The organism is Frankia sp. AvcI1, from assembly GCF_001420875.1.
Taxonomy (GTDB): Bacteria; Actinomycetota; Actinomycetes; order Frankiales; family Frankiaceae; genus Frankia; species Frankia alni.
In genome coordinates this window covers 289,960-310,250 of record NZ_LJFZ01000001.1, presented here as the reverse complement: position 1 = coordinate 310,250, position 20,291 = coordinate 289,960, and the positions used below count along the sequence as shown (strand labels likewise).

Genomic DNA, 20,291 nt, shown 5'->3' with positions numbered 1-20,291 from the left:
CGGCGTCACGGTGTGGTGCACAGTGATCACCTGGCCCGGGTGGTAGGTCGTTGGCCAGGGCTGGCCCGTGGCGGGGTTGAGTCGCAGCGACTCGTCGGCACCCCAGGCCACTCGAGGCAGGTACCGCAGACCGAGGGCCGACGGCGCCGATCCCGTGGGTGCGGCGGTGGGTGCGGTGGATACGGACGGCGGCGCACCACCCTCGCCCGCCGGTGCGGGTCCGGCCGCCGGAGCCGGTCCCGCCGCTGCGGCGAGGGGTGCGTGTCGCGGCCGCGGCACCGATCGGGCCCGCGCCGGGCTCCTCGGCTCGGCCGAGGCGGCTGCGGCGGCCAGTCCGGCCACGGCGGCCGCCGGGCTCCCCGGGCCGGCCACGCCGGCTGCGGCGGCCAGTCCGGCCACGGCGGCGAGGGCGGCCTGGGCGGTCAGGTCCGGGACCATCAGTCGCCGGCACGGGCCGGACGTCGTGTTCAGCGCCGTGACGACCACCCCGGAAGCTCCCTGCGGCACCCGAAGTTCGTAGCCGGTGGCCGTCGTGGCTCCCATCAGGANCGCATGAGCGGAGGAGGCACCGGCCGGCCGGTCGTCCCGCTCCGCAGGGCAGCCGACGGCCAGCGGGCTCCACGAACCGTAGCCACCTTTCACCTGCCGGAGGCGGATCGCGGCGCCTGCGCTCTCCGTCCCTGCCGCCGCCCCGGGGCCCGTACCNCCGCCCGGAGCGCTCCAGCGGACAGCCAGGTAGCCGATGCGAAAAGCCGGGGCCGCCGGGCCCGTTCCCTTCGACGTCGCGCTCAGTGTCTGCGGGATGAGTACCACCCGGGTACCCGCCGGGCCCGCAGTGAACGCGACCGGCACGCCGGCGGTGCTCGCCGCCACCGGAGCGGCAGCGAGTCCCAGAGCCGCCCACCCTCCGACGCCGGCACCGGCCAGGCTGAGAACTCTGCGCCGGGAGGGAGCGGCCGGGTGGTGCGGACGGGGCGGATCGGCGGCGGGCATGGCGTCCTCCGTGTTCACGTGGTCGGGTCAGCGGGCACGCTACGACAGTCAGGGCATCACCCTGTGTATCGAAGCGCCGACCGGCCCGAGCCAGGCCACGTGGTCTGCCGGATCACCCTCGACCGGCGGCCCACCGGGATGCACCCGGATCTGGGTGGACGGGGTGGCGACCCNCTGACGGCGCGGGCGCCGCGACGGCCGAGAAGTCCCCTTCCGTCCGAGTCGTTGAGTCGGCCTGCGGTGGGAAGGCAGTCCCCAGCGGCAGGAGCCGTCGGGAGGAGAACGACATGGCCGTGAGGAAGCGGGAGAACCCCCGCGTGCAGGCCGACCGGATGCGTGCCGATGTGCCGTCGACGATCGCCCGCTCGGCCGACAAGGCCGTCCGGACCTGGAAGAAGACCCACGACTCGGCGGTCGGGACCTACGGCGAGGGCCAGCGGGCCCATCGGGCGGCCTTCGCCGCCCTCAAGCACACCCACGAGAAGGTCGGCGATCACTGGGAGCCGAAGGCACGGCCGGGGCCCTCGGACGCGCAGGCCGCCAGGAAGTCGCCCGACTCTCTGGCGGGCGGGCAGACGGCGGAGGGCGTGGACACGAACGCATCCCTCGCTCATCTGCGTGCTATCGCCCGCGAGCTGAGCATCCCAGGTCGGTCGAAGATGTCGAAGAGTGAGCTCGTCGGCGCGGTGCAGAAGGCCAACCGTCGCGCGACGGCTCGGGCTCGCGGGTCCGGGCACTAGCCTCGACCGGCGCGTTCGCCAGCAGGCCAGCCGGCCCGGTCGGGCGCGGACCGGGTACAGAAGTGCCCGGAACGGCCCGGTACGGCTGGGTGGGAGTGGACGGGGGCGCCGTCCCGGGTCGGTGTTTGGGCCCGGAAGGGCTACGCGCGCGTCAGCGGTGCGCGTCCGCGTCAAGGACCGTGGGGTCGTCCACCTGGATGCCATCGATGACGAACCCGCGTGTCCCGGTCACGACCTGCGGAGCGGTGNCGTCTGCCCGCCATCGGTTACGCAGGAAGTAGTGCCACGTCGGCGCCTGAACGGGCGCAGGCCTGTCCCAGCGGGCGGCCTCCGCACGCCCTCGCTGATACGTGNTCTTCGTGGTTGCCCTGGCCCCCGAGTCGGACTGTCCACCCGTGGCCGGGCTGCCGTTGGTCACGTACGCCGCGTAGGACGGCAACGCGGGGAGTCGGCGATCGTCGTCTCCGGGACCGGCGGCTCCGATCGGCCGGTCAGTCGTGCCGACGGGCAGTTGCGCCCCGCCCCGATCCTGCGCCCCGCCTCGCTGCGCCCCGCTCCACCCCTGTGCCCCGCTCCACCCCGAACCTGGCTGTGTCGGCCCCGATGAGCCCGGGCTCGGCAGACCATAGGCCAACACCCCGTACCCGCCCCCGTGACCGNCCGGCGCGGCCATGCCGTTCACCTCAGCCAGACCGGGTTGCCCTGGCATCGCGTGCGGGCCACCAGCCGGACCAGCGCCGACAGCCGTCTCGCCGGAGTCCTCGCGCAGTCCGAAACGGTCATACAGGCGTCGCAGCGGCGCCGGAGCCCACCAGTTGTACCTGCCGGCGAGGGCCATGAATGCCGGAACAAGGATCGCCCGCACGACGGTGACGTCGAGCGTGATCGCGACGGTCAGTCCCACCCCAACAAGTTTGATCATGCTGATGTGGGAGGTGGACAGCGCGACCATGACCACCACCAGGGCGAGTGCAACGCTGGTGATCAGCNGTNCGGTCACTCCCAGGCCGATGGCCACGGATTCCTTGTTGTCGCCGGTGCGCTGGTATTCCTCGCGGATACGGGCAAGCAGGAAGATCTCGTAGTCCATGCTCAGCCCGAACGCGATGAAGAACATCAGTACCGGGCTCGTCATCTCGAGCGTTCCCGAGACCTGGAAGTCGCCGACCAGGCCGCGGAGGNGCCCTTCCTGGAAGACGAAGGCGAGCAGGCCGATCGTCGCGGCGAGGTTGAGCGAGTTCAGGAACATCGCCTTGAGTGGAAGCAGCACGCTGCCGGTGAACAGGAACAACAGGAGGAAGGTGGCGGCCATCACAACCGCGAAGGCGATGGGAAGTCGATGCAGAATGGTGCGCGAGGTGTCCAGAAAATGAGGAGCAAGTCCACCCATGAGGACACCGAAGGGTNCCGGGGTCGCCTTCAGTTCCCGGACCAGGTCTTTCGCCTCACTGGACACCGGAGAAGTGTCGCCCTGCCACACCGACAACCAGGCGCCACCGTGGTTACCCACATATCCCGTGGGCACCTTGGGCACCGCGCCGATCCGTTTTCCCTGCATGAAGCTGCCAGTCACGGTGTCGATGCGAGCAATACCTGGAAGTGCGGACAGTCGAGTCGCGTAGTCGGTCAGTCTGGCAGCGTTGACCGGGTCGCGCGCGTCCACCCCGGGCACGACGATCGGAATCTGGCAGGGCAGGCAGACGATGAAGTCGTCGCGCATCGCATCGTTCACGACGTGCGATTCCGCGGTGGCCGGCAGCACCGTGTCATCGGCCAACGCGAGATTGAGGTGGCGCAGCGGCGCGGCGCAGATCAACAGGATGGCTATGGCCGCGCCGCCGTACAGCAGTGGCCGGTGCATGACCCGGCGGGCCAGTGCCGTCCAACCGCGGCCCGCAGCGGAGGCCTCCCGCGAGCGGTGGCCACCCGCGCGGCGGGTACCGACGGGTCGGCGCCCACCGGCGTCTCGCCGCCGGGACAACGCCGCGCGGATGTCCCCACGATCGAGGCGGTCCCCCAGCACCATCAGCGCCGCGGGCAGCACGAGCAGCGCCGCGACCTCCGAGGTCACGACGACGATGATGCCGGCGAAGGCGAACGAGCGCAGGTAGTACAGCGGAAAGACGAGGGCCGCGGTCAGCGACAGCGCCACGGTCACGCCNGAGAAGAACACTGTGCGCCCGGCCGTCTCCAGCGTGCGACGCAGCGCCGCNCCCGGGAACAGCCCGCGGTCCTGTTCCTCCCGGAACCGTCGGAGAATGAACAGGCTGTAGTCGACGGCNAGGCCGAAGCCCAGCGCGGTGGTCAGGTTCACCGAGAAGACGGAGACGTCGGTGAGCGTCGCGGCCAGCCGCAACAGCGCCAGACTCGACACCACGGACACCACGCCGACCAGTACCGGTAGAAGGGCGGCCGCCACCGTTCCGAAGGNGTAGAGCAGGACGAGGAAAACCAGCGGGGCAGCCGTCGTCTCGCCACGCTCGAGGTCGACCCGGCTGCGTTCGGTGACATCTCGCATGACCGCCGGGGCACCCCCGAAGCGAACCTNCACGCCCGGCCCCACGTGGGAGTATCGCTCGTGCAGCACGCTCAGGCGATCCTGGATGTGATCCTCGGAGCCGGTGAGCCGGAACACGNTGAGCGCCGAGCGACCGTCCTTCGCGCGCAGCAGCGGATTGCCCGCCTCGGAGCCGTTCGGCCAGTACGACAGGACGGAGGTCACCCCGTTCTCGGCCGCCAGCTGCCTGGTGAGCTCGCGGCCGAGGTGGACGGGCGTCGGGCCGTCGATCCCGGCGTCCGAGGTGAGCATGACGGCGACGTTCGGGGGCGCGTCGGGAAACTCCGCGTCGAGGAGCTGCTCAGCCTGGGTCGACTTGTCACCCGGCGCGTAGAAGCCGCCGGTGGCGAGCTGGTGGTAGATCCCGGCGTTCCACGGCAGCAGGACCACCACGAGCAGGCAGGCGGCCGCGAGCAGCCGACCACGGTGCAACACGGCGGCGTCCGCCGCGACTGTGAACAGGGAACGCGGAGGTGCGGGAACGCCGGCCATGGAGGCCACCGAGGCCATGACCCGGCGCGACACTCGCGGTGGGCCAGCACCACCGGTTCCTGTTTCCGCAGGTAGATGGCCCACCCATTCATCTTCCTCATCGCGTCCGCGTGGCAACGCGGCATACNCCACCCGATCAGTCCGGGATTCGCGTTGCTGCGCCGAATCGGCGAACGACGGCATGACGCTCCCTTCGAGGATCCCCCGCAACGGTGGATCTCCCGGCAGCCCNGTGATCGCACGACGGCGCCGAGACGACCGCGTGGCCGGACGTGCAGCACGGCGAGGACGTCCCGGGTCGCTACCTCAAAACTAGACCTCCGGGAGGTCCTCGATTCCGAAATACCCCCGTACGGGGGTAGGGAAAGGTGCAGCCGTCGACGGGGCGGCATTCAGTACCCGGAATCCAGATCTGTGGTCGAGCGGATCGGGTNAGGGGGATCGGCTCCGGCGGCGTACCACTGACGGGAGGGAATGCCGGGGGGCCAATCTCGAAGGTGGTACGGCAATGCCTCAGGCTCAGACCATGGTTCGACAGGTCGACACCGCGGTTCCGCAACTCGTGCCCNCACAGCGGGGCAGCACGATCACGGCCCCGGTGACACATCGGGTCGATGCCTGGTCGAGAATCTCCTACGCCTGCATGAAGAAGGTACTGAGTCCGATATGCCAAGCCTTCTGGCATCCACTGGTCGAAGGTCTCGAGAACATTCCGACCGATGGTCCTGCCATTATCGCAGGCAACCATCTTTCGGTGCTCGACGCCGCGTTCCTCGCGATCGCGTCCAACCGGCGGATCACCTTCCTTGCGAAGAGTGAGTACTTCACCACGCCGGGCCTGAAGGGCATGGCCGGGAAGATGTTCGTCGCCGCGACCGGTCAGATCGCCGTGGACCGCGGCAACCGCCGGAAGGCGACGGCCGCGCTGCAGGCCGGCGCTGGTGTGCTGGGCCGGGGCGGCCTGCTGGGGATCTTTCCGGAGGGGACCCGCTCCCCTGACGGTCGGTTGTATCGCGGCAAGCACGGCGTGGCGCGNCTGGCTCTGGAGACCGGGGTGCCGGTCATCCCGGTGGGGCTGGTCGGCACCTTCCAGGTCCTGCCCATGGACCGGCGACTGCCACGCCCCGGACGCGTTCAGGTTCGGTTCGGCACACCGCTGAACTTCCCGCGCATGACAGGCGAACNGACCGGGCTGGCGCAGCGGGCGGNGACCGAGCAGATCATGAGGTCCATCCAGGAACTGTNCGGGCAGCGCCAGGCGGACATCTACGCCGAGCGCTTCAAGGCCTCCCTGGGACTCGTCAGCCGATGACCATCCGATGACCGGCTGACGAAAGGCCGTCCATTCCGCCGCATCTCCCTGGTCGGTGCGGCGGAATGGACGAAGCGGGGCCGGTGCGGCGGAGCGGGCTGCACCGGCCCCGCGCATGCCCGCGTGAACCTCACGGACGGACGCCGACGCTACGGACTTCCGGCAGCCACTTCAACGAGACCGACGGACGGTCGGGCCACCGCCGGCGGCCTTCGGACGCCGCGAAGCCCGCCCGTCCCGGGTTCACCGCCCCGCGGACCTCCCGGTTCGGCGACAGGTGGGTGCACCTGCCAGGTCCACGGCCATGACCGGTCCGATACCGACCGCTGGGCACCTTCGGGCCGCAGGTGGAGACGATCCCGGTGCCAGGTTGATCCCGAGCGGACCAGGCCAGACCACCGAGGCGCGGTCCGGACTCCGCATCCGAATGACGCGTGGGACAGGTCCGGCCATGCTCCCGCCCGCCGCACGACTTCCCTGGCGATGGCCGCGGTGCGCCGCTGGCGGGAACGTGGGCCCCGGGCGCCCCGGGCCACCGGACAGGTCCGACGGTACCGGTCGGCCCATCGACCTCGGGTCCGCGGGACCCGCCGGGCGCCGCCTGCGATCTCGGGGCATCCGGGCAGGCCGCGACGTGGATTGCCCCGGCGCAGGCCGCATGATTATCGCCGCGTGCCGTCGGCACGGTCCGCCGGGCCTGCCATCATGACTGCCCAGGGAGAGCCGACCGGCCCAGGAGGAGCCCCCGGCGCCCGCACGACGACCGGCCCGGCCATCGGGTACGCCGGTGCCTGCCCGCGGACTCGAAGATCGCTGGTCTGGCTGAGGCCGCAGCGCCGTCCACTCCGTTGCCGGCGGGTCCGACCATCGACCCGTTCCGCGCCGGCGGATTCGGTGACTCCCGGATCCGCCGGCACGGAACGAGACTTCCCAGAACGGGAAGTTGTCCGACTCTCAGCTTTGGCGCAGACCACGCGCCGTATCCGAAGGGAGAGATTCACCCGACCAGCGGACCTCCCGGACGAAGCCCGGAAGCCGCCGCCGTGTCAGGGAAGCATGCCCAGTTGGCGAGCAGCATGCACCGCCGCGGTCCGGTTACGGACCCCGAGTTTGCGCATGATGCTGCGCAGATATGCCTTCACCGTCTCCGGTGAGACGGTGAGGCGCCGCGCGGTCTCGACGTTGGACAGGCCGAGTGNGACCTGTGCCAGCACCTCGAGCTCACGCGGGGTCAACGCCAACCGGCCGCCGACCTTCGCCTCCTGGTCCAGCAAACCGCGCAGCAGCTCCGATACGCCCCCGATCCGGCCACGCAGCAACGGGTCGGCCACATGTTCGGTGACCTCCTGAAGCTCCCGGTAGGCCAGCCGCAGACTCTCCTGTGGCTGGCCGGGCGAACGCGGCAGCGGCACGGCGCCCACCGCTCTGGCAGCCGGCGCGCGATGCCCTGGTGGCATCGACGTCGACAGCGGCTCCGTACGCGCTGCGACTGCGCCCAGCTCGCGTTCCATCAGTCGAGCCGTGGCGATGGCCGCGTGAATCGCGGCCTCGGTGAACGGCGCCTCGGTCCGCATGGCTCCATACAGCACGGCGACCACCACGCTGTCCATGCAGACCGGCACGGCGAGAATCGCTCCCAGCTCACTGCTCTCGATCGTTGGGGCAGTGGAGCGAAGANCCCTTCTCGCCGCGGCCGGGTCGTTGATGACGACCGGGCGGCAATGCCGTACCACCTGCCCGCCGATTCCCGTCCCAGGTGGGACGGAGTGACCGAGCAGTCCGCTCGGTGCGGGTCCGTCCACGTTGGTGACGGTNAATCGACCGGAATGTGGTGTGACCATTCCGCCGAATGTGAGATGGGCTCCCGATGAAGCGCGCAGCCGGGCGATCGCCCGNGGCAGGACTGTCTGCACGCGACTGGGGGCCGACACGTCCACTGTCACGAGCGTCCCCTTCCCCGACCTGTAGAAGACGAAGGGAATCGTAGCACCCGTTTTACGATAAGCACAAATAAGTGCACAAACGGCATGACGCCGAATGTTGTCCGAGAGTCGGGACCCGTTCGCGCGTAACAGCTTTTCCCGACTCGAACCCAACCTCAGGAGAAGGGCAGATGCATCTGCGCGGGCGGCCCAACGGCTACGCGAGCACCCTCGGTCACCGGCTGGGGGACGCCGGCCCCGGAACCGCCGTCCCCCGCGGCGGCCGTCGCCGGCCCGCCGGGACGATGAGCCGGCACCGCGAACAGGTCGGTACGGGCCATGGCCCGCAGTCGGGCGAGCCCGGCGAGCAGGTGGAGCTCCGCGACACTGCGTGGAGAGCTGTCGAGCAACGCCGGCGACATCACCAGGACCGCCGCCACCTGGGCCCGGGACAGCGCGACGTTGAGCCGGTTACGGGAAAGCAGGAAGTCGAGCCCGCGTGGCGCCTCGTCGGCACTGGAGGTCGTCAACGNCGTGACCACCACCGCCGCCTCCTGGCCCTGGAACCGGTCCACCGTGCCGACCCGCACGCCCGGCAGGGCGGCGGCCTCGAGCGCACGTTCGATCGCTCGAACCTGGCGGTTGTACGGGGCGACCACAAGCACATCCGCCCCGGTCAGCGGACGGGAACTCNCACCCTCGATGATCAGACGATTCATCAGTTGTCGGATGACTGCCCCCACCGCGGACACCTCCTCGTCGGAGCGGGTGCCGTTGTCGGCGTGGACCACGTCGTGGAGGTACAGCCCGGCAGGCACGCCGGCAAGGNCACGGGTCGCGGCGATCGGGTGAGACCGCAGCAGGCCACGGTAGGCGAGGGCGGACACCGGCGCGCACACCGCCGGATGGAGCCGGCGGGTCCGATCGAGAAAGTAGCCGAGCGCGGGTGGGATCACCTCGGCGTCGCCCAGCAGGTGTGACAGCGCAGAAGCGTCGGCNCCCTCGGGGTGGATGCCCGCCACGACCTGCGGCAACTGCTGCGGATCGCCGAGCAGGACCAGGTTGCGGGCCGCTGGGGCCACCGCGAGGGTGTCGGCCAGCGCGAACTGTCCTGCCTCGTCGATGATCAGGACGTCGAACGGCACGGCCGCGAGCGTTGTGTTGGCGAAGGCCCAGGCGGTGTCGCCGACGAGATGGCCGTCCGGATGTGCGTCCCGCCACGCCGCCAGCGCCCGCAGGTCGCGCGGCGTGTCCCAGGGTGGCCGGTGCGCCGGGTCTGCCGGTGCACCGGAGCGCTGCTTCTTGGCCGCGGCGACCAGCGGACGCCACGGCGGGGCACCATCGGCGCCCTCGGCGCCGTTGACCCTGCCGGACTCGCCGTTGACCCTGCCCGGCTCGGCGTCGGCGGTGGACGACGGGGGCTGGCCGGTGGCGGCGAGCATCGCGTTTTCGATCGCCTTGTGGCTGGTTGAGCAGATTCCCACCGACTTGCCCTGAGCGATCAGATCCTGGATCAGCCGCCCGGCCAGATAGGTCTTGCCGGCGCCGGGCGGGCCCTGCACAGCCAGATACGAGNCGTCGAGGGCGCTGACCGCGGCCAGGACGGCGGTGACCTGGTCGTCCCCGTCCTCGGGTACCGGCAGGCCGGGTGTCGAGCTGAGCAGTCGAGGTGGATCGCGACGCAGCAGGTCCGTCGCCGACTCCGCGGGCAGTCGGCCGGGAAGCGCGGCGGCGGCCCGGCGGGCGAGCTCGCGGATGGCAGTGGGTTTGGGTTCGGGCCGTACCGGAGCACCAGGCAGTACGGCTGTCGGCAGCGCGCGGCTGACCGCGTCCGGTGCCACGCTCTCCCTCAGGAGCAGTGCGTGCGGCTCAGCCCGTTCGACCAGAGCGTCGGTGGTCCCACCGGCGGTGCCTGCCGGGCCCGGGTAGAGCAGCCGCACGGACTCGCCGCGGTCGAACGGGTGCGGACGGTTCGAGTCGACGCGCGCCTGCAGCACCCGGCGGCTGCGACGCCGCCGCCCTGACGGCTCCTCCCAGTCCTCGATCACGGCCCACCCGGTCGGCACGGCACAGTCGTCGGCCGCCTCCAGGCTCTCCCGATCGGCGATCAACGCCGCGAAGTAGGTCCACCAGGCCGGCTTGTTCTCCCGTCGGTGATAGCCCACCGCTGCGGCGAGCAGAGCCCGAGCCCGCTGGTCGGCCGACCAGGCCGCCGGCTCGGGAGGCAGCCCCGCAACCAGCGCGTCGACGAGGGCGTCAGGATCGTCGTCGCCGGCCAGCGACGACGGCTCGGTGACGCCCGGAACATCGGTTCCCAGGGTGCCCGGATCCACCGCGACGCTCCCCCGCGCCTCGACCCCCTCGTCCTGGCGCAGCCGGAGCAGCCAGCGGTGCAGCCGGTGGGTCGACACGCAGTCCACCCGGTTGTACTCGGCGATCTCAGCGAGCACCCGGTCGGCCTCGGCGATCTCCCCCGCGGCTCGGTGNGCGAGGAAGGACTCGTACGCCACGATGCTGTCCGCGGCGTTCTTTACCGCCGCCTGCCGCGCGTCCGGGAAGAACAGCGGCTCAAGATACTTGATNGAATAGGAGGGCTGGGAGACTCGGAGGCTGCGCCGGACCACCGCGTAGAGGTCGATCAGCCGGTTGCCGGCGAGCAGCTCGTCGACCTGCCGCTCCCGTGTGCCGTGCCGTGCCGCCAGCCGCCGCAGCGCGTTGAGCTCGTAGGGTGCGTAGTGGTAGATGTGGGCGCCCGGATGTTCGTGTAACCGCGCCACGGCCCAGTCGACGAAGGACTCGAACGCCAGCCGCTCGCCGTGCCGGTCATGTGCCCAGAACGCCTGGAAGGCCTCCGCCGCGNCCTCGGCCGGGCCACCCCCGCTCGGGGGCCCGGTCAGCGTGACGGCCCCGAAGAGGTACTCCAGACCGGCGGCGTCCAACGCATACGGATCACCCTCCATGTCGAAGTAGATGTCGGCCGGGTCCGCCACCGGGAGTGATGCGAGGCCCGCCGGATCCACCATCCGCACGGTCACCGTCCCCAGCGGGTCATCCGCGCTGCGGGTCGCATCCTGCGCCGCCTGTAGTTCGGCCTGGAGGCGCAGTCCAGCGAACACCGCGGCGGACATCGGCGTCGGCCGTTGCTCGTCGCGCGCAGCGGCGAGCTCCTCGACGGACGTGATGCCCGCCCCGCGCAGCACGCGCCGCTGCCCGGTCCGAAGCCCCGCGACCAGGGACAGATCGCGGGCCGCCGCCCGACCCTCGGCGCAATGCTCGGAGAAGGCACAGCTTGCGCACTCCGGACGGGGCTGCGCCCACGACGGGGCAGGAACAACCGCCGGCTCGACAAGCCGGGCATCGAGGCGGCTGCGTATGTGGCGAACCATCGGCGCGACGTCATCGACGCTGAACGAACGCACCACGGCGACGCCGCCCCGCCGCTCATCAGGTCCGCCACGCCCGTCGCCCACGCAACCCGGTTCCGTCGGCGCGACGGTGCCGGCAGTGCCGACAGTGCCGGCAGTGCCGGATTCTCGCGCGGGATGCAGGATGTGCATCATGCGCGGCACTGCCACGCCGACCGACGGCAACGCCAGGGCGTAGGCGGCGAGCTGCAGGACAGCCCCGGGCCGGGCCTGCCGGGCAAGCTTGGCATCGTAGGGCTCGTAGTGGCCCGGCTGAACGGGACCGCTGTGCGCACCGGTTCCGGGGTCACGGTGCGCCGCGATCAGGAAGTCCGGCCGACCGTGGAAGGAACCGTCGAACAGCACACCCTGGTAGACCACCGGGGCGCCGTCGGCGAGCGCGCGACGAGTCCGCTCGTTGGCCTCGGCGAGGGCGTCGGGAGTCGGCGCCGGGCGAGGGATCTCCACCACCCCGTCGGGGCCGAAGCATCGCCGGAGATGTGCCAGCACGCGTCGCTCGTGGGCCTCACCGTGCCGGACCGCGGTCGGATCCGGGGCACTGACCCGCAGCCGTCCCGTCGGGCCACCCGTCGGATCCTCGGGCATCACCTGCGCCATGGGCGTGACGGCGGCANGCCCCCCTGGGCTGCCGGCATCGGGGCCGCCGGCACTGTCGCCCCCGGCGGACAGCAGGCCGGTGGCGAGCGCGTGCGCAAGCNCGACCCGGTGCCCNCACTCGAGGTCGTCAACAAGATCGCCTGCGGAGACGACCCAGCGATCGTCGAACCTCTGCACGTCACCATCCCGTCCGGACCACCCATCCGGTCCGGTCGCATATTGTCCCGCGCCCCCCCTTCGGCATTCGGCCGGGTCCGAACTCGCGATACGGCGGGACAGACGATTCCGGGTCACCGAGTTCCGCAGCTCACCCTCGTGGCACGGCCCGTCCGTTCGGGCCACCTCGTTCAGGTGCACCATGTCCGCGCGGGTGGATGGAGACGAGTCCAGGCGAACTGTCGCGTTCGTCACATCAACAACCCAGGTGCGATCCGGGTCCGTCTGAGCGGGCGTCCCTGCGATCGCCTCCACCCGAACCGACCAGGGCCGCCTTCACCACCAGGTATTACGATGGAACACGAAGAGGATCATGAAATGGAACGGGTGGCCGCGGTTACTCCTCGCGGTCCGGCCCGCCGACATGGGGTCGCTGCCGCGCACGGCCGGACGTGGGCGGCGGCGACGAGCGGATTCGAGCCTCGGGAGGACGCAAGGTGGCAGCTTCCCGGGCAGCGAACGCGGAGCAGACACGCCGGGTCGAGGACGTTGTGCTCGCCGACGGCGGGTCGGTCGCGGTGCGACCGCTGGGCCCCGATGACGTCGGCCGGCTGAGTGCCTTCCATCTGCGCCTGAGCGAGGCCAATCCCCACGACCCGGATCTCGCCGGCGCCGCGGGGGATCCCGCGCTGCTGGCCGGGCGAGTCGTCTCGCCCGGCAGCCGGGCATCCGCGGTGCTCGGCGCCCTCGTCGGCGACCAGATCGTCGGGTTGGTCGAGTACAGCACGATCGGCGACGAGGGCGACGCCCGGTTCGGGATTCTCGTCGAGAGCCCTCATCAGGGACGAGGGCTCGGCACACTNCTCATCGACATCCTCATCGACACCGCTGGTGAGGCCGGTGTGCGTCGGCTTGTCGCGGATGTGCCGGCGAGTAGTCGACGGGTCCTGGAGGTTCTGCGATCGGTCGGGTTCGACCTCACGCCCATGGACGACACCCAGATCCGCGTGAGCTACCCGGTGGAAACCGGTGACGGCCCCGGGAGCAGTACCCGGTCGCGCCGGGGGCGGGTCGGCGGAGGTCTGGACCATCCGGACGGTTCCCGAAGCATCGACCGGCTGCTGCACCCTCGTGCGGTTGCCGTCATCGGGGCAAGTCGCCAGCCTGGAGCAGTCGGTCACGAGGTCTTCCGCCGCCTGCTCCGCAGCGGCTTCACCGGAGCGGTCTATCCGGTCAACGCCGCGGCAACCCATGTCGCCTCGGTCTACGCCTACCAGGATCTGCACGCAGTGCCCGCCGAGATCGACCTGGCCGTCGTGGCGGTGCCGGCGCAGCGGGTGACCGAGGTTCTGCGCACCTGTGCGCAGAAGCGGGTCCGCGGTGTCATCGTCGTGTCGGCCGGCTTCGCGGACGGCGGGGACGAGGGCCGGGCCCTGCTCGCGGACGCCATCCGCATCGCCCGCGACGGCGGCATGCGCCTGATCGGCCCGAACGCGATGGGGGTCATCAACACCGCGCCGACCACCCGGCTGCATGCCACCTTCGCCGTCGGGGAACCCCCGGCCGGACGGGTCGGCGTGTTCACCCAGTCCGGCGCCCTGGCTGGCACCTTCCTCACCGACGCCGCCCGCCGTGCGGTCGGATTTTCCACCTTCGTCTCCGCCGGAGACCGATCCGACGTCTCGACGAACGACTTTCTGGAGTACTGGCAGTCAGATCCGCGAACCGACGTGATCATGCTGCACCTGCAGAGCTTCGGCAATCCGAGGCGNTTCGCGCGGATTGCTCGCCAGCTCGGTCGACACAAGCCCGTCGTGGCGTTGAAGAGCGGCCAGGAGTCCGCGGACACCGGGGTGAACGCGCTTTTCACCAGCGCCGGAGTGGTTCGCGCGGACACCCTGAACCAGCTCTTCGACGCCGTGCAGCTGCTGGCCCATCAGCCCCTGCCCGCCGGACGACGGGTCGGCATCGTGGGAACAAGCAGCGCGCTCGCGGCGCTTGCCACGGACGCCTGCCGTACCTATGGACTCGAGGTCCCCGCGCTGTCCGAGGAGACCTGGTCCGAACTCGCCGCTCTCGTCGGCCACCGGTACGCCACCAATCCGGTCGACCTCGGTCCGCTGGCCGATCCCGAGCGGTTCGACGCCGCGTTGCGGCTGGTCGCGGCCTCGGGCGACGTCGACGCGATCATCGCGCTGGTGACTCCACACGCCCAGGTCGACCGGCTCGGAGCCGCGGTGCGGGAGGTTGCGGCCGACAGCGGTCTGCCGGTGCTTGCCTCCTATCTCGGTCAGGACGGCATCCCCGCCGCGCTCGCGGTAGCGGACCCGAGCGGCTCCGCCGGCCGAGGATCGGTGCCGTCCTACTCCTCACCGGAATCGGCCGCACTGGCGCTCTCACGCGCCGCCGACCACGCTGCCTGGCGCGCGCGGGATCACGGCCGGGTGCCCGCACTGGACCGCATCGACCTGGACGGCGCCCGCGCGGAAGTCGAACNCCATCCGAAGAACGGCACCTGGCTGCCGGAACCGGCCGTGGCCACCCTGCTGGCCGGGGTCGGGCTGCGAGCATGGCCCAGTATTCGCGTCGCCGACGAGGCGCAGGCGCGGGCGGCGGCCGAGGCACTCGGCTGGCCGGTGGCCCTCAAGATCTCCGACGAGCGCTTCCGTAGCAGGCTCGACGTCGGAGCAGTCCAACTCGGACTGGGTGATCCGGATGAACTCGGGGGTGCCTGGCGGGCCGTGCGCGCCGCGGTCGGCCCCGGCGACATGCTCGTGCAGCCGATGGCGCCGGCCGGGGTGTCCACCGTCGTCCGGTTGCGTCAGGACCCGACTGTCGGCCCGCTGCTCTCACTCCGGCTGGGCGGCGCCGTCGCGGACCTGCTCGTCGATCCACTGGCTCGCACCCTGCCCCTGACGGACCGGGACGCCGAGGACCTGATCCATGAGATCCGGGGCAGCGTGCTGCTGGTCGGGGGGTCCGGCGCGCCCGCCGCCGATACCGATGCGCTGGCAGATCTCCTGCACCGGGTGGCCCGGCTCGCGGAGGAGCTTCCCGCCATCGGCGAGATCCTGCTCGATCCGGTCCTCGTCGGGCGTCGCGGCGTGGTGCTGCTCCACGCGGGGATCCGCCTGCTACCGCCCGAGACGGAGTCACNCACGCTCCTGCGCGCGCTCGCCGTCCCGACCTGACCGACCGGTACGGTCTACGCATGACCGCACGACAGAGGATCGCGTTCCAGGGCGAGCGGGGAGCCAACTCGCACATCGCCTGCCGGGATGTCTATCCCGACTACGACGCGGTCCCGTACCAGACCTTCGACGAGTGCTTCGGCGCGCTGGAGGACGGTGCGGTGGACCTTGCGATGATTCCGGTCGAGAACTCCACCGCGGGTCGAGTCGCCGACATCCATCACCTGCTGCCCAGGCCGGCGGTGCACATCATCGGCGAGTACTTTCTTCCCGTCCGCCACCAGCTGCTCGGGATACCCGGCGCGTCCCTCGACGACGTGAAGACGGTGCACAGCCATCCGCAGGCACTCGCCCAGTGTCGCGTGGCGCTGCGCGAGCTGGGACTTGTCGCCGTCGCCGCCGCCGACACCGCGGGCTCCGCGCGGGAGATCAGCGAAGCGGGCGATCCCTCCCGGGCGGCGATCGCCTCCCGGCTGGCAGCCGAGGCGTACGGGCTGCAGATCCTCCGTGCGGATCTTGAGGACGAGGAGCACAACACGACGCGCTTCCTCATCCTCTCCAGCGAGAACCTGCGCGCCGCAGCCGGGATCGGGCCGATTGTGACCACGTTCGTCTTCAAGGTCCACAATCGGNCGGCCGCCCTGTACAAGGCACTCGGTGGGTTCGCCACGAACGGCGTCAACATGACGAAGCTGGAAAGCTACATGGTGGGTGGTGAGTTTGTGGCCACCCAGTTCCTCGCCGACATCGAAGGCAGTCCCGAGGACTCCACCGTCGCCAGCGCGTTCGAGGAACTGTCGTTCTACGCGGACCACCGCATCCTCGGGGTCTACCGCGCGAGCCGGTATCGGGAACGCGAACGTATCGGCGCACGCACCGGGCTCTGATCCCGACGACGTCACCTGCTTCGACGGGCGGGGCGGCCCCGGGGTACCGGAAGAGAGGCATTTCACCCACTCGGCCGACCACCTGGTCTACCCAGCGGCAAGCTGGCAGGCTCACCGGAATGGGGCGCGCGACGGTCAACGCACAGGCGGGCGGCAGCGGGCATCCATGCCCTGATCATCGCTCGGGCGGCCACGACGACGTGCGGGCTCCAACCGAAGATCGACAACGCTCGCGGAGCGGTCGGCCGGACAGGGGATGCGCACGGTGACCGCGCCGCCGCGGCCAGGCCCAGGGCTTCGGGTGCGGCTACCGCAGGTCGCCCCGTCGGTGCGGGAGTTCCTCGCGACCGAAGCCGGCGGCGCCGTGCTCCTCCTCCTCGCCGCGGTCGCCGCCCTCCTCTGGGCAAACTCGCCATGGTCGGGCAGCTACGACAGGNTCTGGAGCACCACGGCGGAGCTTCGCCTCGGGAGCGCCGGATTCGACATGACGCTGCATCACTGGGTGAACGACGGCGCCATGGCGATCTTCTTCGCCGTCGTGGGCCTGGAGATCAGCCGCGAGTTCACGACGGGCGAGCTGCGCGACCGGCGCACGATCGCCGTGCCCGCTCTCGGCGCGATCGGTGGGCTGATCCTACCGGCAGCGATCTACTTCGTCGTCAACCGATCGGGGCCGGAATCGAACGGGTGGGGCATCCCGATGTCCACCGACACGGCGTTCGTGATCGGAATCCTCGCCCTGTTCGGCCCCCGTTGTCCGGATCGGCTTCGACTGTTCCTGCTCACCCTCGCGATCGTCGACGACATCGGCGCGATCACCGTGGTAGGAATCTTCTACACGGATCACCTGAACCCTGTCGGTCTTGCCGTCGCGGGAGCGACGGTGCTGGCGATCCTCGGGTTGCGCTGGCTGCGAGTCTGGCAGCTTCCCCCGTACATCCTCGCCTCGCTGGTGCTCTGGGGTGCGATCCACGTCTCCGGCGTGCACGCGACGCTGGCGGGCGTTCTCGTGGGCCTTCTCGTTCCCGCCGTCCCGCCCCGCCCCGACCAGGTCGAGGAGGTACCCGTCTACGTCCGGGCACTGCAGGAGGACTCCAACGCCACCCGAGTCGGCCTCGCGGTGGCGGCGGCGAAGGCGACGGTGCCGGCCAACGACCGCCTGCAGCGCGTGCTCCACCCCATCAGCGCGTTTGTCGTCGTTCCCGTGTTCGGACTGGCGAATGCGGGCGTTCACCTGGACGGCTCGGCCCTGCGGACGGCCGCGACATCATCGGTGACGCTGGGGGTGGCGGCCGCTCTGATCGCCGGCAATGCCTGCGGGATCTCGGTGGCGGGCGTGGCGGCGATCCGGACCGGTCTTGGTCAGCTGCCCGGTCGAGTGCGATACGGGCACCTGCTCGGCGCGGCCACTCTGGCAGGCATCGGCTTCACCATCTCGCTGTTCATCACGGAACTGGCCTTCACCGACGAGGCCCTGCAGGAACAAGCCAAGATCGGAATTCTCGCCGGTTCACTCGTGGCCGCCCTCGCCGGAACCGTCATCCTTCGGGTGCTCGGCGAGCGGATGCCGCTGTGCTCACCGATGACCGACGAACCCGTGCCCCGTCTACCCCCGCGACCATGGCGCGCGCCGGTGCCGGCGAAGTGAGAGACTCGCCGCCTTGCGCAGCGGGGCGATCTCCGTGCGCCCCCGATAGGGCTCGCCGTTGATGAAGATCGTCGGCGTGCCACGCACGCCCTGCTCGATCCCGCGTGCGTAGTCGGCCTCCACGGCATCCCCGTAGGGCTGCGCGGNATCCCCGACGACCCGGTCGGCGTCAATGCCAAGTGACACAGCGTAGCTGTGCAGAAACTTGTCGGCCAGTCGATCCTGGCGGGCGAAGAGCAGGTCGTGCATCTCCCAGAACCGATGCTGCAGGCCGGCGGCCTCCGCGGCAAGCGCCGCGGTGAGGGCGTAGGGATGGATGTCGAAGACGGGGAAGTGTCGAAAGACGAGCCGAACCTGGCCTTCCGAGGTCTCGGCGAACTCGTGCAGGACGGGCGCCGCCCGAGCGCAGTAGGGACACTGGAAGTCGGCGTACTCCACGACCACGATGGGAGCGTCCGCAGGCCCTCGGGAGTGCCGGAACGGATCGATCGGCACCGCGGCCGTCGCTCGGCGCCCGTCCCGGCCGGCCGGCGACCGCAACCGGCTCCACCTCCCGGCCTCGCCCAGCGAGCAGGATTCGGCTGTACCCGTGGGCTCGGTGCGCTCGGACGACCGCGACGGGCTCCCCGATCCGGACCAAGTTCCCACCGACGTCGGCGCGTCCTCCATGGTGCGATTATCCCCGCGGCCTGGCGGAAGGCGATGCCGAGCCAGGAACCGGACACCGAGTTTTGTGTCGCGGGTCACATTCATTCGCGGGCCCCTGCTCGACCCGCTGCGGTGTATGTGACCATCGCCCCGTTGCCTGGCGTCGTCGAGNCCGCCGTCCACAGGCGCGGCTCGCNGGTGAGACGAACCGACTCGCACCAGCGTGCCCATCAGACGCGAGGAGCACCATGCTCGACACGCCGGCCGGACTCCACGCCGATCCACAGCCCCGCCCGACCCTCGATCTGGTCGCTGACCCCGAAAAGCACGGTGCCGGTGACCCCGGGTCGCCGGTCGACAGGAAGCCGCACGCCGCAGCCGGGTTGCGCATCAACCGCATCCACACGAAACCCGGCGTTCATCCCTTCGACGAGGTCCGGTGGGATCGGCGGGACGTCGTCACGACCAACTGGCGAGACGGTTCGGCCAACTTCCGGCAGCGCGGGGNTGAGTTTCCCTCGTTCTGGTCGTCCGCGGCGGCGACCATCGTTGCCAGCAGGTACTTCCACGGCGCACTCGGCCACAGGGAACGAGAGTGGTCCCTACGGCAGCTCATCGAGAGGGTGGTACGCCCCTACGTGCACGCCGGCCGTGAGCACGGATACTTCGNGTCCNACGACGACGCGGAGATTTTCGAACACGAGCTGATCTGGCTGCTGCTCCACCAGGCATTCAGCTTCAACAGCCCGGTGTGGTTCAACGTGGGCACCGACCTGCCCCAGCAGGTCGCCTCGTGCTTCATCCTCGCCGCCGACGACAGTCTTGACTCCGTCCTGGACTGGTACCGCGACGAGGCGTTGCTCTTCCGGGGCGGTGCCGGCTCGGGGGNGAACCTCTCCCGGATGCGCTCCACGGCCGAACTGCTGCCCTCGGGGCGGCCCGCGCCGGGTCCGGTGAGCATCATGCGCGGGGCTGATGCATCGGCGGGGAGCATCCGCACGGGCGGAGCCCCTCGGCCAGCCACGAAGATCGTCATTCTCGACGTGGATCATCCCGACATCGCCGACTTCATCGAGTGCAAGGCACGCGAGGAGCGGAAGATCCGCGCCCTGCACGACGCCGGATTCGACATGGACGTCGGCGGCCGGGACATCGATTCCGTCCAGTTCCAGAACGCCAACAACGCGGTGCGGGTCAGCGACGCCTTCATGCGCGCCGTTGCAGCGGACCAGAGCATCGAGCTGCGCGCCCGAGGCGACGGCCAGACCGTCAGAACCGTCCCCGCCCNCAAGATCTTCCGCATGATTGCGCAGGCCGCCTGGGAGTGCGCCGATCCGGGGCTNCACTTCGACGACACGATCAACAGCTGGCACACCTGTCCCGCGAGTGGCCGGATCAGTGCCAGCAACTCCTGCAGCGAGTACATGCATCTGGACAATTCCTCGTGCACCCTGGGATCGCTGAACCTACTGCGGTTCCTGGGCAGGGATCGCCGCTTCGACGCGACGAGTTTTGCCGCCGCCGTCGAACTGGTGGTGCTCGCCATGGACATCTCGCTGTGCTTCGCCGAGGTGCCGTCCCGGCAGATCGGAGATGCCACCCGTTCCTTTCGTCAGCTCGGTGTCGGCCACGCGAACCTCGGTGCGCTGCTCATGGCCACCGGTCAGGCGTACGACAGCGAGGAGGGTCGGGCCACCGCCGCCGCGATCACCTCGCTGATGTC

The 20,291-nt window shown here is 70.5% G+C and carries 6 protein-coding genes and 34 pseudogenes; 17 read left to right on the top strand and 23 right to left on the bottom strand.

All coding sequences use genetic code 11. From position 1 onward, the window contains the following. A pseudogene (locus UK94_RS36415) lies at positions 1 to 543 on the bottom strand (hypothetical protein); the annotation flags it as partial. 737 nt (positions 544 to 1,280) lie between these two features. Between UK94_RS36415 and UK94_RS01230 the strand changes: the two are divergent. After that, a complete protein-coding gene (locus UK94_RS01230; RefSeq protein WP_011606009.1) occupies positions 1,281 to 1,733 on the top strand; it encodes a ChaB family protein in 453 nt (150 codons plus the stop codon). Between the two features lie 660 nt (positions 1,734 to 2,393). Here UK94_RS01230 and UK94_RS36410 read toward each other — a convergent pair. The 7 genes and pseudogenes from UK94_RS36410 to UK94_RS36390 form a co-directional block, all read right to left on the bottom strand. Further along, positions 2,394 to 2,722, bottom strand: a pseudogene (locus tag UK94_RS36410) (MMPL family transporter); the annotation flags it as partial. A gap of 4 nt (positions 2,723 to 2,726) precedes the next feature. Next, positions 2,727 to 2,914, bottom strand: a pseudogene (locus UK94_RS36405) (MMPL family transporter); the annotation flags it as partial. A gap of 1 nt (position 2,915) precedes the next feature. Beyond that, positions 2,916 to 3,139 (bottom strand): annotated as a pseudogene (locus tag UK94_RS36400) (hypothetical protein); the annotation flags it as partial. Position 3,140: 1 nt separating this feature from the next. Beyond that, on the bottom strand, positions 3,141 to 3,291 hold a 151-nt coding region (locus tag UK94_RS72550), incomplete at its 3' end, for a hypothetical protein (protein WP_268761180.1). An 873-nt stretch (positions 3,292 to 4,164) separates the two neighbouring features. Further along, a pseudogene (locus UK94_RS72545) lies at positions 4,165 to 4,280 on the bottom strand (hypothetical protein); the annotation flags it as partial. A gap of 1 nt (position 4,281) precedes the next feature. After that, a pseudogene (locus tag UK94_RS36395) lies at positions 4,282 to 4,369 on the bottom strand (hypothetical protein); the annotation flags it as partial. 1 nt (position 4,370) lies between these two features. Then, a pseudogene (locus tag UK94_RS36390) lies at positions 4,371 to 4,782 on the bottom strand (MMPL family transporter); the annotation flags it as partial. 643 nt (positions 4,783 to 5,425) lie between these two features. Between UK94_RS36390 and UK94_RS36385 the strand changes: the two are divergent. Both UK94_RS36385 and UK94_RS72540 read left to right on the top strand, forming a co-directional pair. Then, positions 5,426 to 5,817 (top strand): annotated as a pseudogene (locus UK94_RS36385) (lysophospholipid acyltransferase family protein); the annotation flags it as partial. A 1-nt stretch (position 5,818) separates the two neighbouring features. Next, a pseudogene (locus UK94_RS72540) lies at positions 5,819 to 5,966 on the top strand (1-acyl-sn-glycerol-3-phosphate acyltransferase); the annotation flags it as partial. Positions 5,967 to 7,140: 1,174 nt separating this feature from the next. On the opposite strand, the pseudogene UK94_RS36380 reads toward UK94_RS72540, so the two are convergent. The 13 genes and pseudogenes from UK94_RS36380 to UK94_RS36320 all read right to left on the bottom strand — a co-directional run. Beyond that, positions 7,141 to 7,292: pseudogene (locus UK94_RS36380) on the bottom strand (LuxR C-terminal-related transcriptional regulator); the annotation flags it as partial. 1 nt (position 7,293) lies between these two features. Continuing rightward, a pseudogene (locus tag UK94_RS36375) lies at positions 7,294 to 7,771 on the bottom strand (helix-turn-helix transcriptional regulator); the annotation flags it as partial. A gap of 1 nt (position 7,772) precedes the next feature. Continuing rightward, a pseudogene (locus tag UK94_RS36370) lies at positions 7,773 to 7,908 on the bottom strand (helix-turn-helix transcriptional regulator); the annotation flags it as partial. 1 nt (position 7,909) lies between these two features. Continuing rightward, positions 7,910 to 7,989: pseudogene (locus UK94_RS36365) on the bottom strand (hypothetical protein); the annotation flags it as partial. A 203-nt stretch (positions 7,990 to 8,192) separates the two neighbouring features. After that, positions 8,193 to 8,548: pseudogene (locus UK94_RS36360) on the bottom strand (hypothetical protein); the annotation flags it as partial. Between the two features lies 1 nt (position 8,549). Next, a pseudogene (locus tag UK94_RS36355) lies at positions 8,550 to 8,709 on the bottom strand (AAA domain-containing protein); the annotation flags it as partial. 1 nt (position 8,710) lies between these two features. Beyond that, a pseudogene (locus UK94_RS36350) lies at positions 8,711 to 8,844 on the bottom strand (hypothetical protein); the annotation flags it as partial. Position 8,845: 1 nt separating this feature from the next. Next, the coding region (locus tag UK94_RS72535) for a hypothetical protein (protein WP_268761179.1) at positions 8,846 to 8,972 on the bottom strand (127 nt) is incomplete at its 3' end. A 43-nt stretch (positions 8,973 to 9,015) separates the two neighbouring features. After that, positions 9,016 to 9,591: pseudogene (locus tag UK94_RS36340) on the bottom strand (AAA domain-containing protein); the annotation flags it as partial. 1 nt (position 9,592) lies between these two features. Next, positions 9,593 to 10,502 (bottom strand): annotated as a pseudogene (locus UK94_RS36335) (ATPase); the annotation flags it as partial. 1 nt (position 10,503) lies between these two features. After that, positions 10,504 to 10,598: hypothetical protein (locus tag UK94_RS36330; protein WP_235486176.1), on the bottom strand; the 95-nt coding region annotated here is incomplete at its 3' end. Position 10,599: 1 nt separating this feature from the next. Continuing rightward, positions 10,600 to 10,875 (bottom strand): annotated as a pseudogene (locus UK94_RS36325) (ribonuclease H-like domain-containing protein); the annotation flags it as partial. 1 nt (position 10,876) lies between these two features. After that, positions 10,877 to 11,402, bottom strand: a pseudogene (locus UK94_RS36320) (ATPase); the annotation flags it as partial. 1,244 nt (positions 11,403 to 12,646) lie between these two features. Here UK94_RS36320 and UK94_RS75670 point away from each other — a divergent pair. From UK94_RS75670 to nhaA, 8 genes and pseudogenes are all read left to right on the top strand, one after another. Next, a pseudogene (locus UK94_RS75670) lies at positions 12,647 to 13,056 on the top strand (GNAT family N-acetyltransferase); the annotation flags it as partial. A 1-nt stretch (position 13,057) separates the two neighbouring features. Beyond that, a pseudogene (locus UK94_RS36310) lies at positions 13,058 to 13,965 on the top strand (CoA-binding protein); the annotation flags it as partial. A gap of 1 nt (position 13,966) precedes the next feature. Next, a pseudogene (locus tag UK94_RS36305) lies at positions 13,967 to 14,690 on the top strand (GNAT family N-acetyltransferase); the annotation flags it as partial. Between the two features lies 1 nt (position 14,691). Beyond that, positions 14,692 to 15,350: pseudogene (locus UK94_RS36300) on the top strand (acetate--CoA ligase family protein); the annotation flags it as partial. Positions 15,351 to 15,405: 55 nt separating this feature from the next. Then, positions 15,406 to 16,017, top strand: a pseudogene (locus UK94_RS01200) (prephenate dehydratase domain-containing protein); the annotation flags it as partial. 1 nt (position 16,018) lies between these two features. Further along, positions 16,019 to 16,272: pseudogene (locus UK94_RS36295) on the top strand (prephenate dehydratase); the annotation flags it as partial. A gap of 256 nt (positions 16,273 to 16,528) precedes the next feature. Beyond that, a pseudogene (locus UK94_RS36290) lies at positions 16,529 to 16,708 on the top strand (Na+/H+ antiporter NhaA); the annotation flags it as partial. Position 16,709: 1 nt separating this feature from the next. Next, the coding region (gene nhaA, locus UK94_RS01195) for a Na+/H+ antiporter NhaA (protein WP_235486052.1) at positions 16,710 to 17,920 on the top strand (1,211 nt) is incomplete at its 5' end. On the opposite strand, the pseudogene UK94_RS36285 reads toward nhaA, so the two are convergent. Continuing rightward, positions 17,879 to 18,066: pseudogene (locus tag UK94_RS36285) on the bottom strand (disulfide bond formation protein DsbA); the annotation flags it as partial. The gene nhaA and the pseudogene UK94_RS36285 overlap by 42 nt on opposite strands. A gap of 1 nt (position 18,067) precedes the next feature. Continuing rightward, on the bottom strand, positions 18,068 to 18,415 hold a 348-nt coding region (locus UK94_RS36280; protein WP_235486050.1), incomplete at its 3' end, for a thioredoxin domain-containing protein. Between the two features lie 401 nt (positions 18,416 to 18,816). Here UK94_RS36280 and UK94_RS36275 point away from each other — a divergent pair. The 6 pseudogenes from UK94_RS36275 to UK94_RS36250 all read left to right on the top strand — a co-directional run. Further along, positions 18,817 to 19,075, top strand: a pseudogene (locus tag UK94_RS36275) (ribonucleoside-triphosphate reductase); the annotation flags it as partial. 1 nt (position 19,076) lies between these two features. After that, a pseudogene (locus tag UK94_RS36270) lies at positions 19,077 to 19,237 on the top strand (hypothetical protein); the annotation flags it as partial. A 6-nt stretch (positions 19,238 to 19,243) separates the two neighbouring features. Further along, positions 19,244 to 19,456: pseudogene (locus UK94_RS36265) on the top strand (hypothetical protein); the annotation flags it as partial. 1 nt (position 19,457) lies between these two features. Continuing rightward, positions 19,458 to 19,855 (top strand): annotated as a pseudogene (locus UK94_RS36260) (ribonucleoside-triphosphate reductase); the annotation flags it as partial. A 1-nt stretch (position 19,856) separates the two neighbouring features. Next, positions 19,857 to 19,910 (top strand): annotated as a pseudogene (locus tag UK94_RS36255) (hypothetical protein); the annotation flags it as partial. A gap of 1 nt (position 19,911) precedes the next feature. Then, positions 19,912 to 20,291: pseudogene (locus UK94_RS36250) on the top strand (ribonucleoside-triphosphate reductase); the annotation flags it as partial.

Coding starts and splice junctions, on each gene's coding strand:
- UK94_RS01230 (WP_011606009.1), top strand. CDS start 1,281: ATGGCCGTGAGGAAGCGGGAGAACCCCCGCGTGCAGGCCGACCGGATG.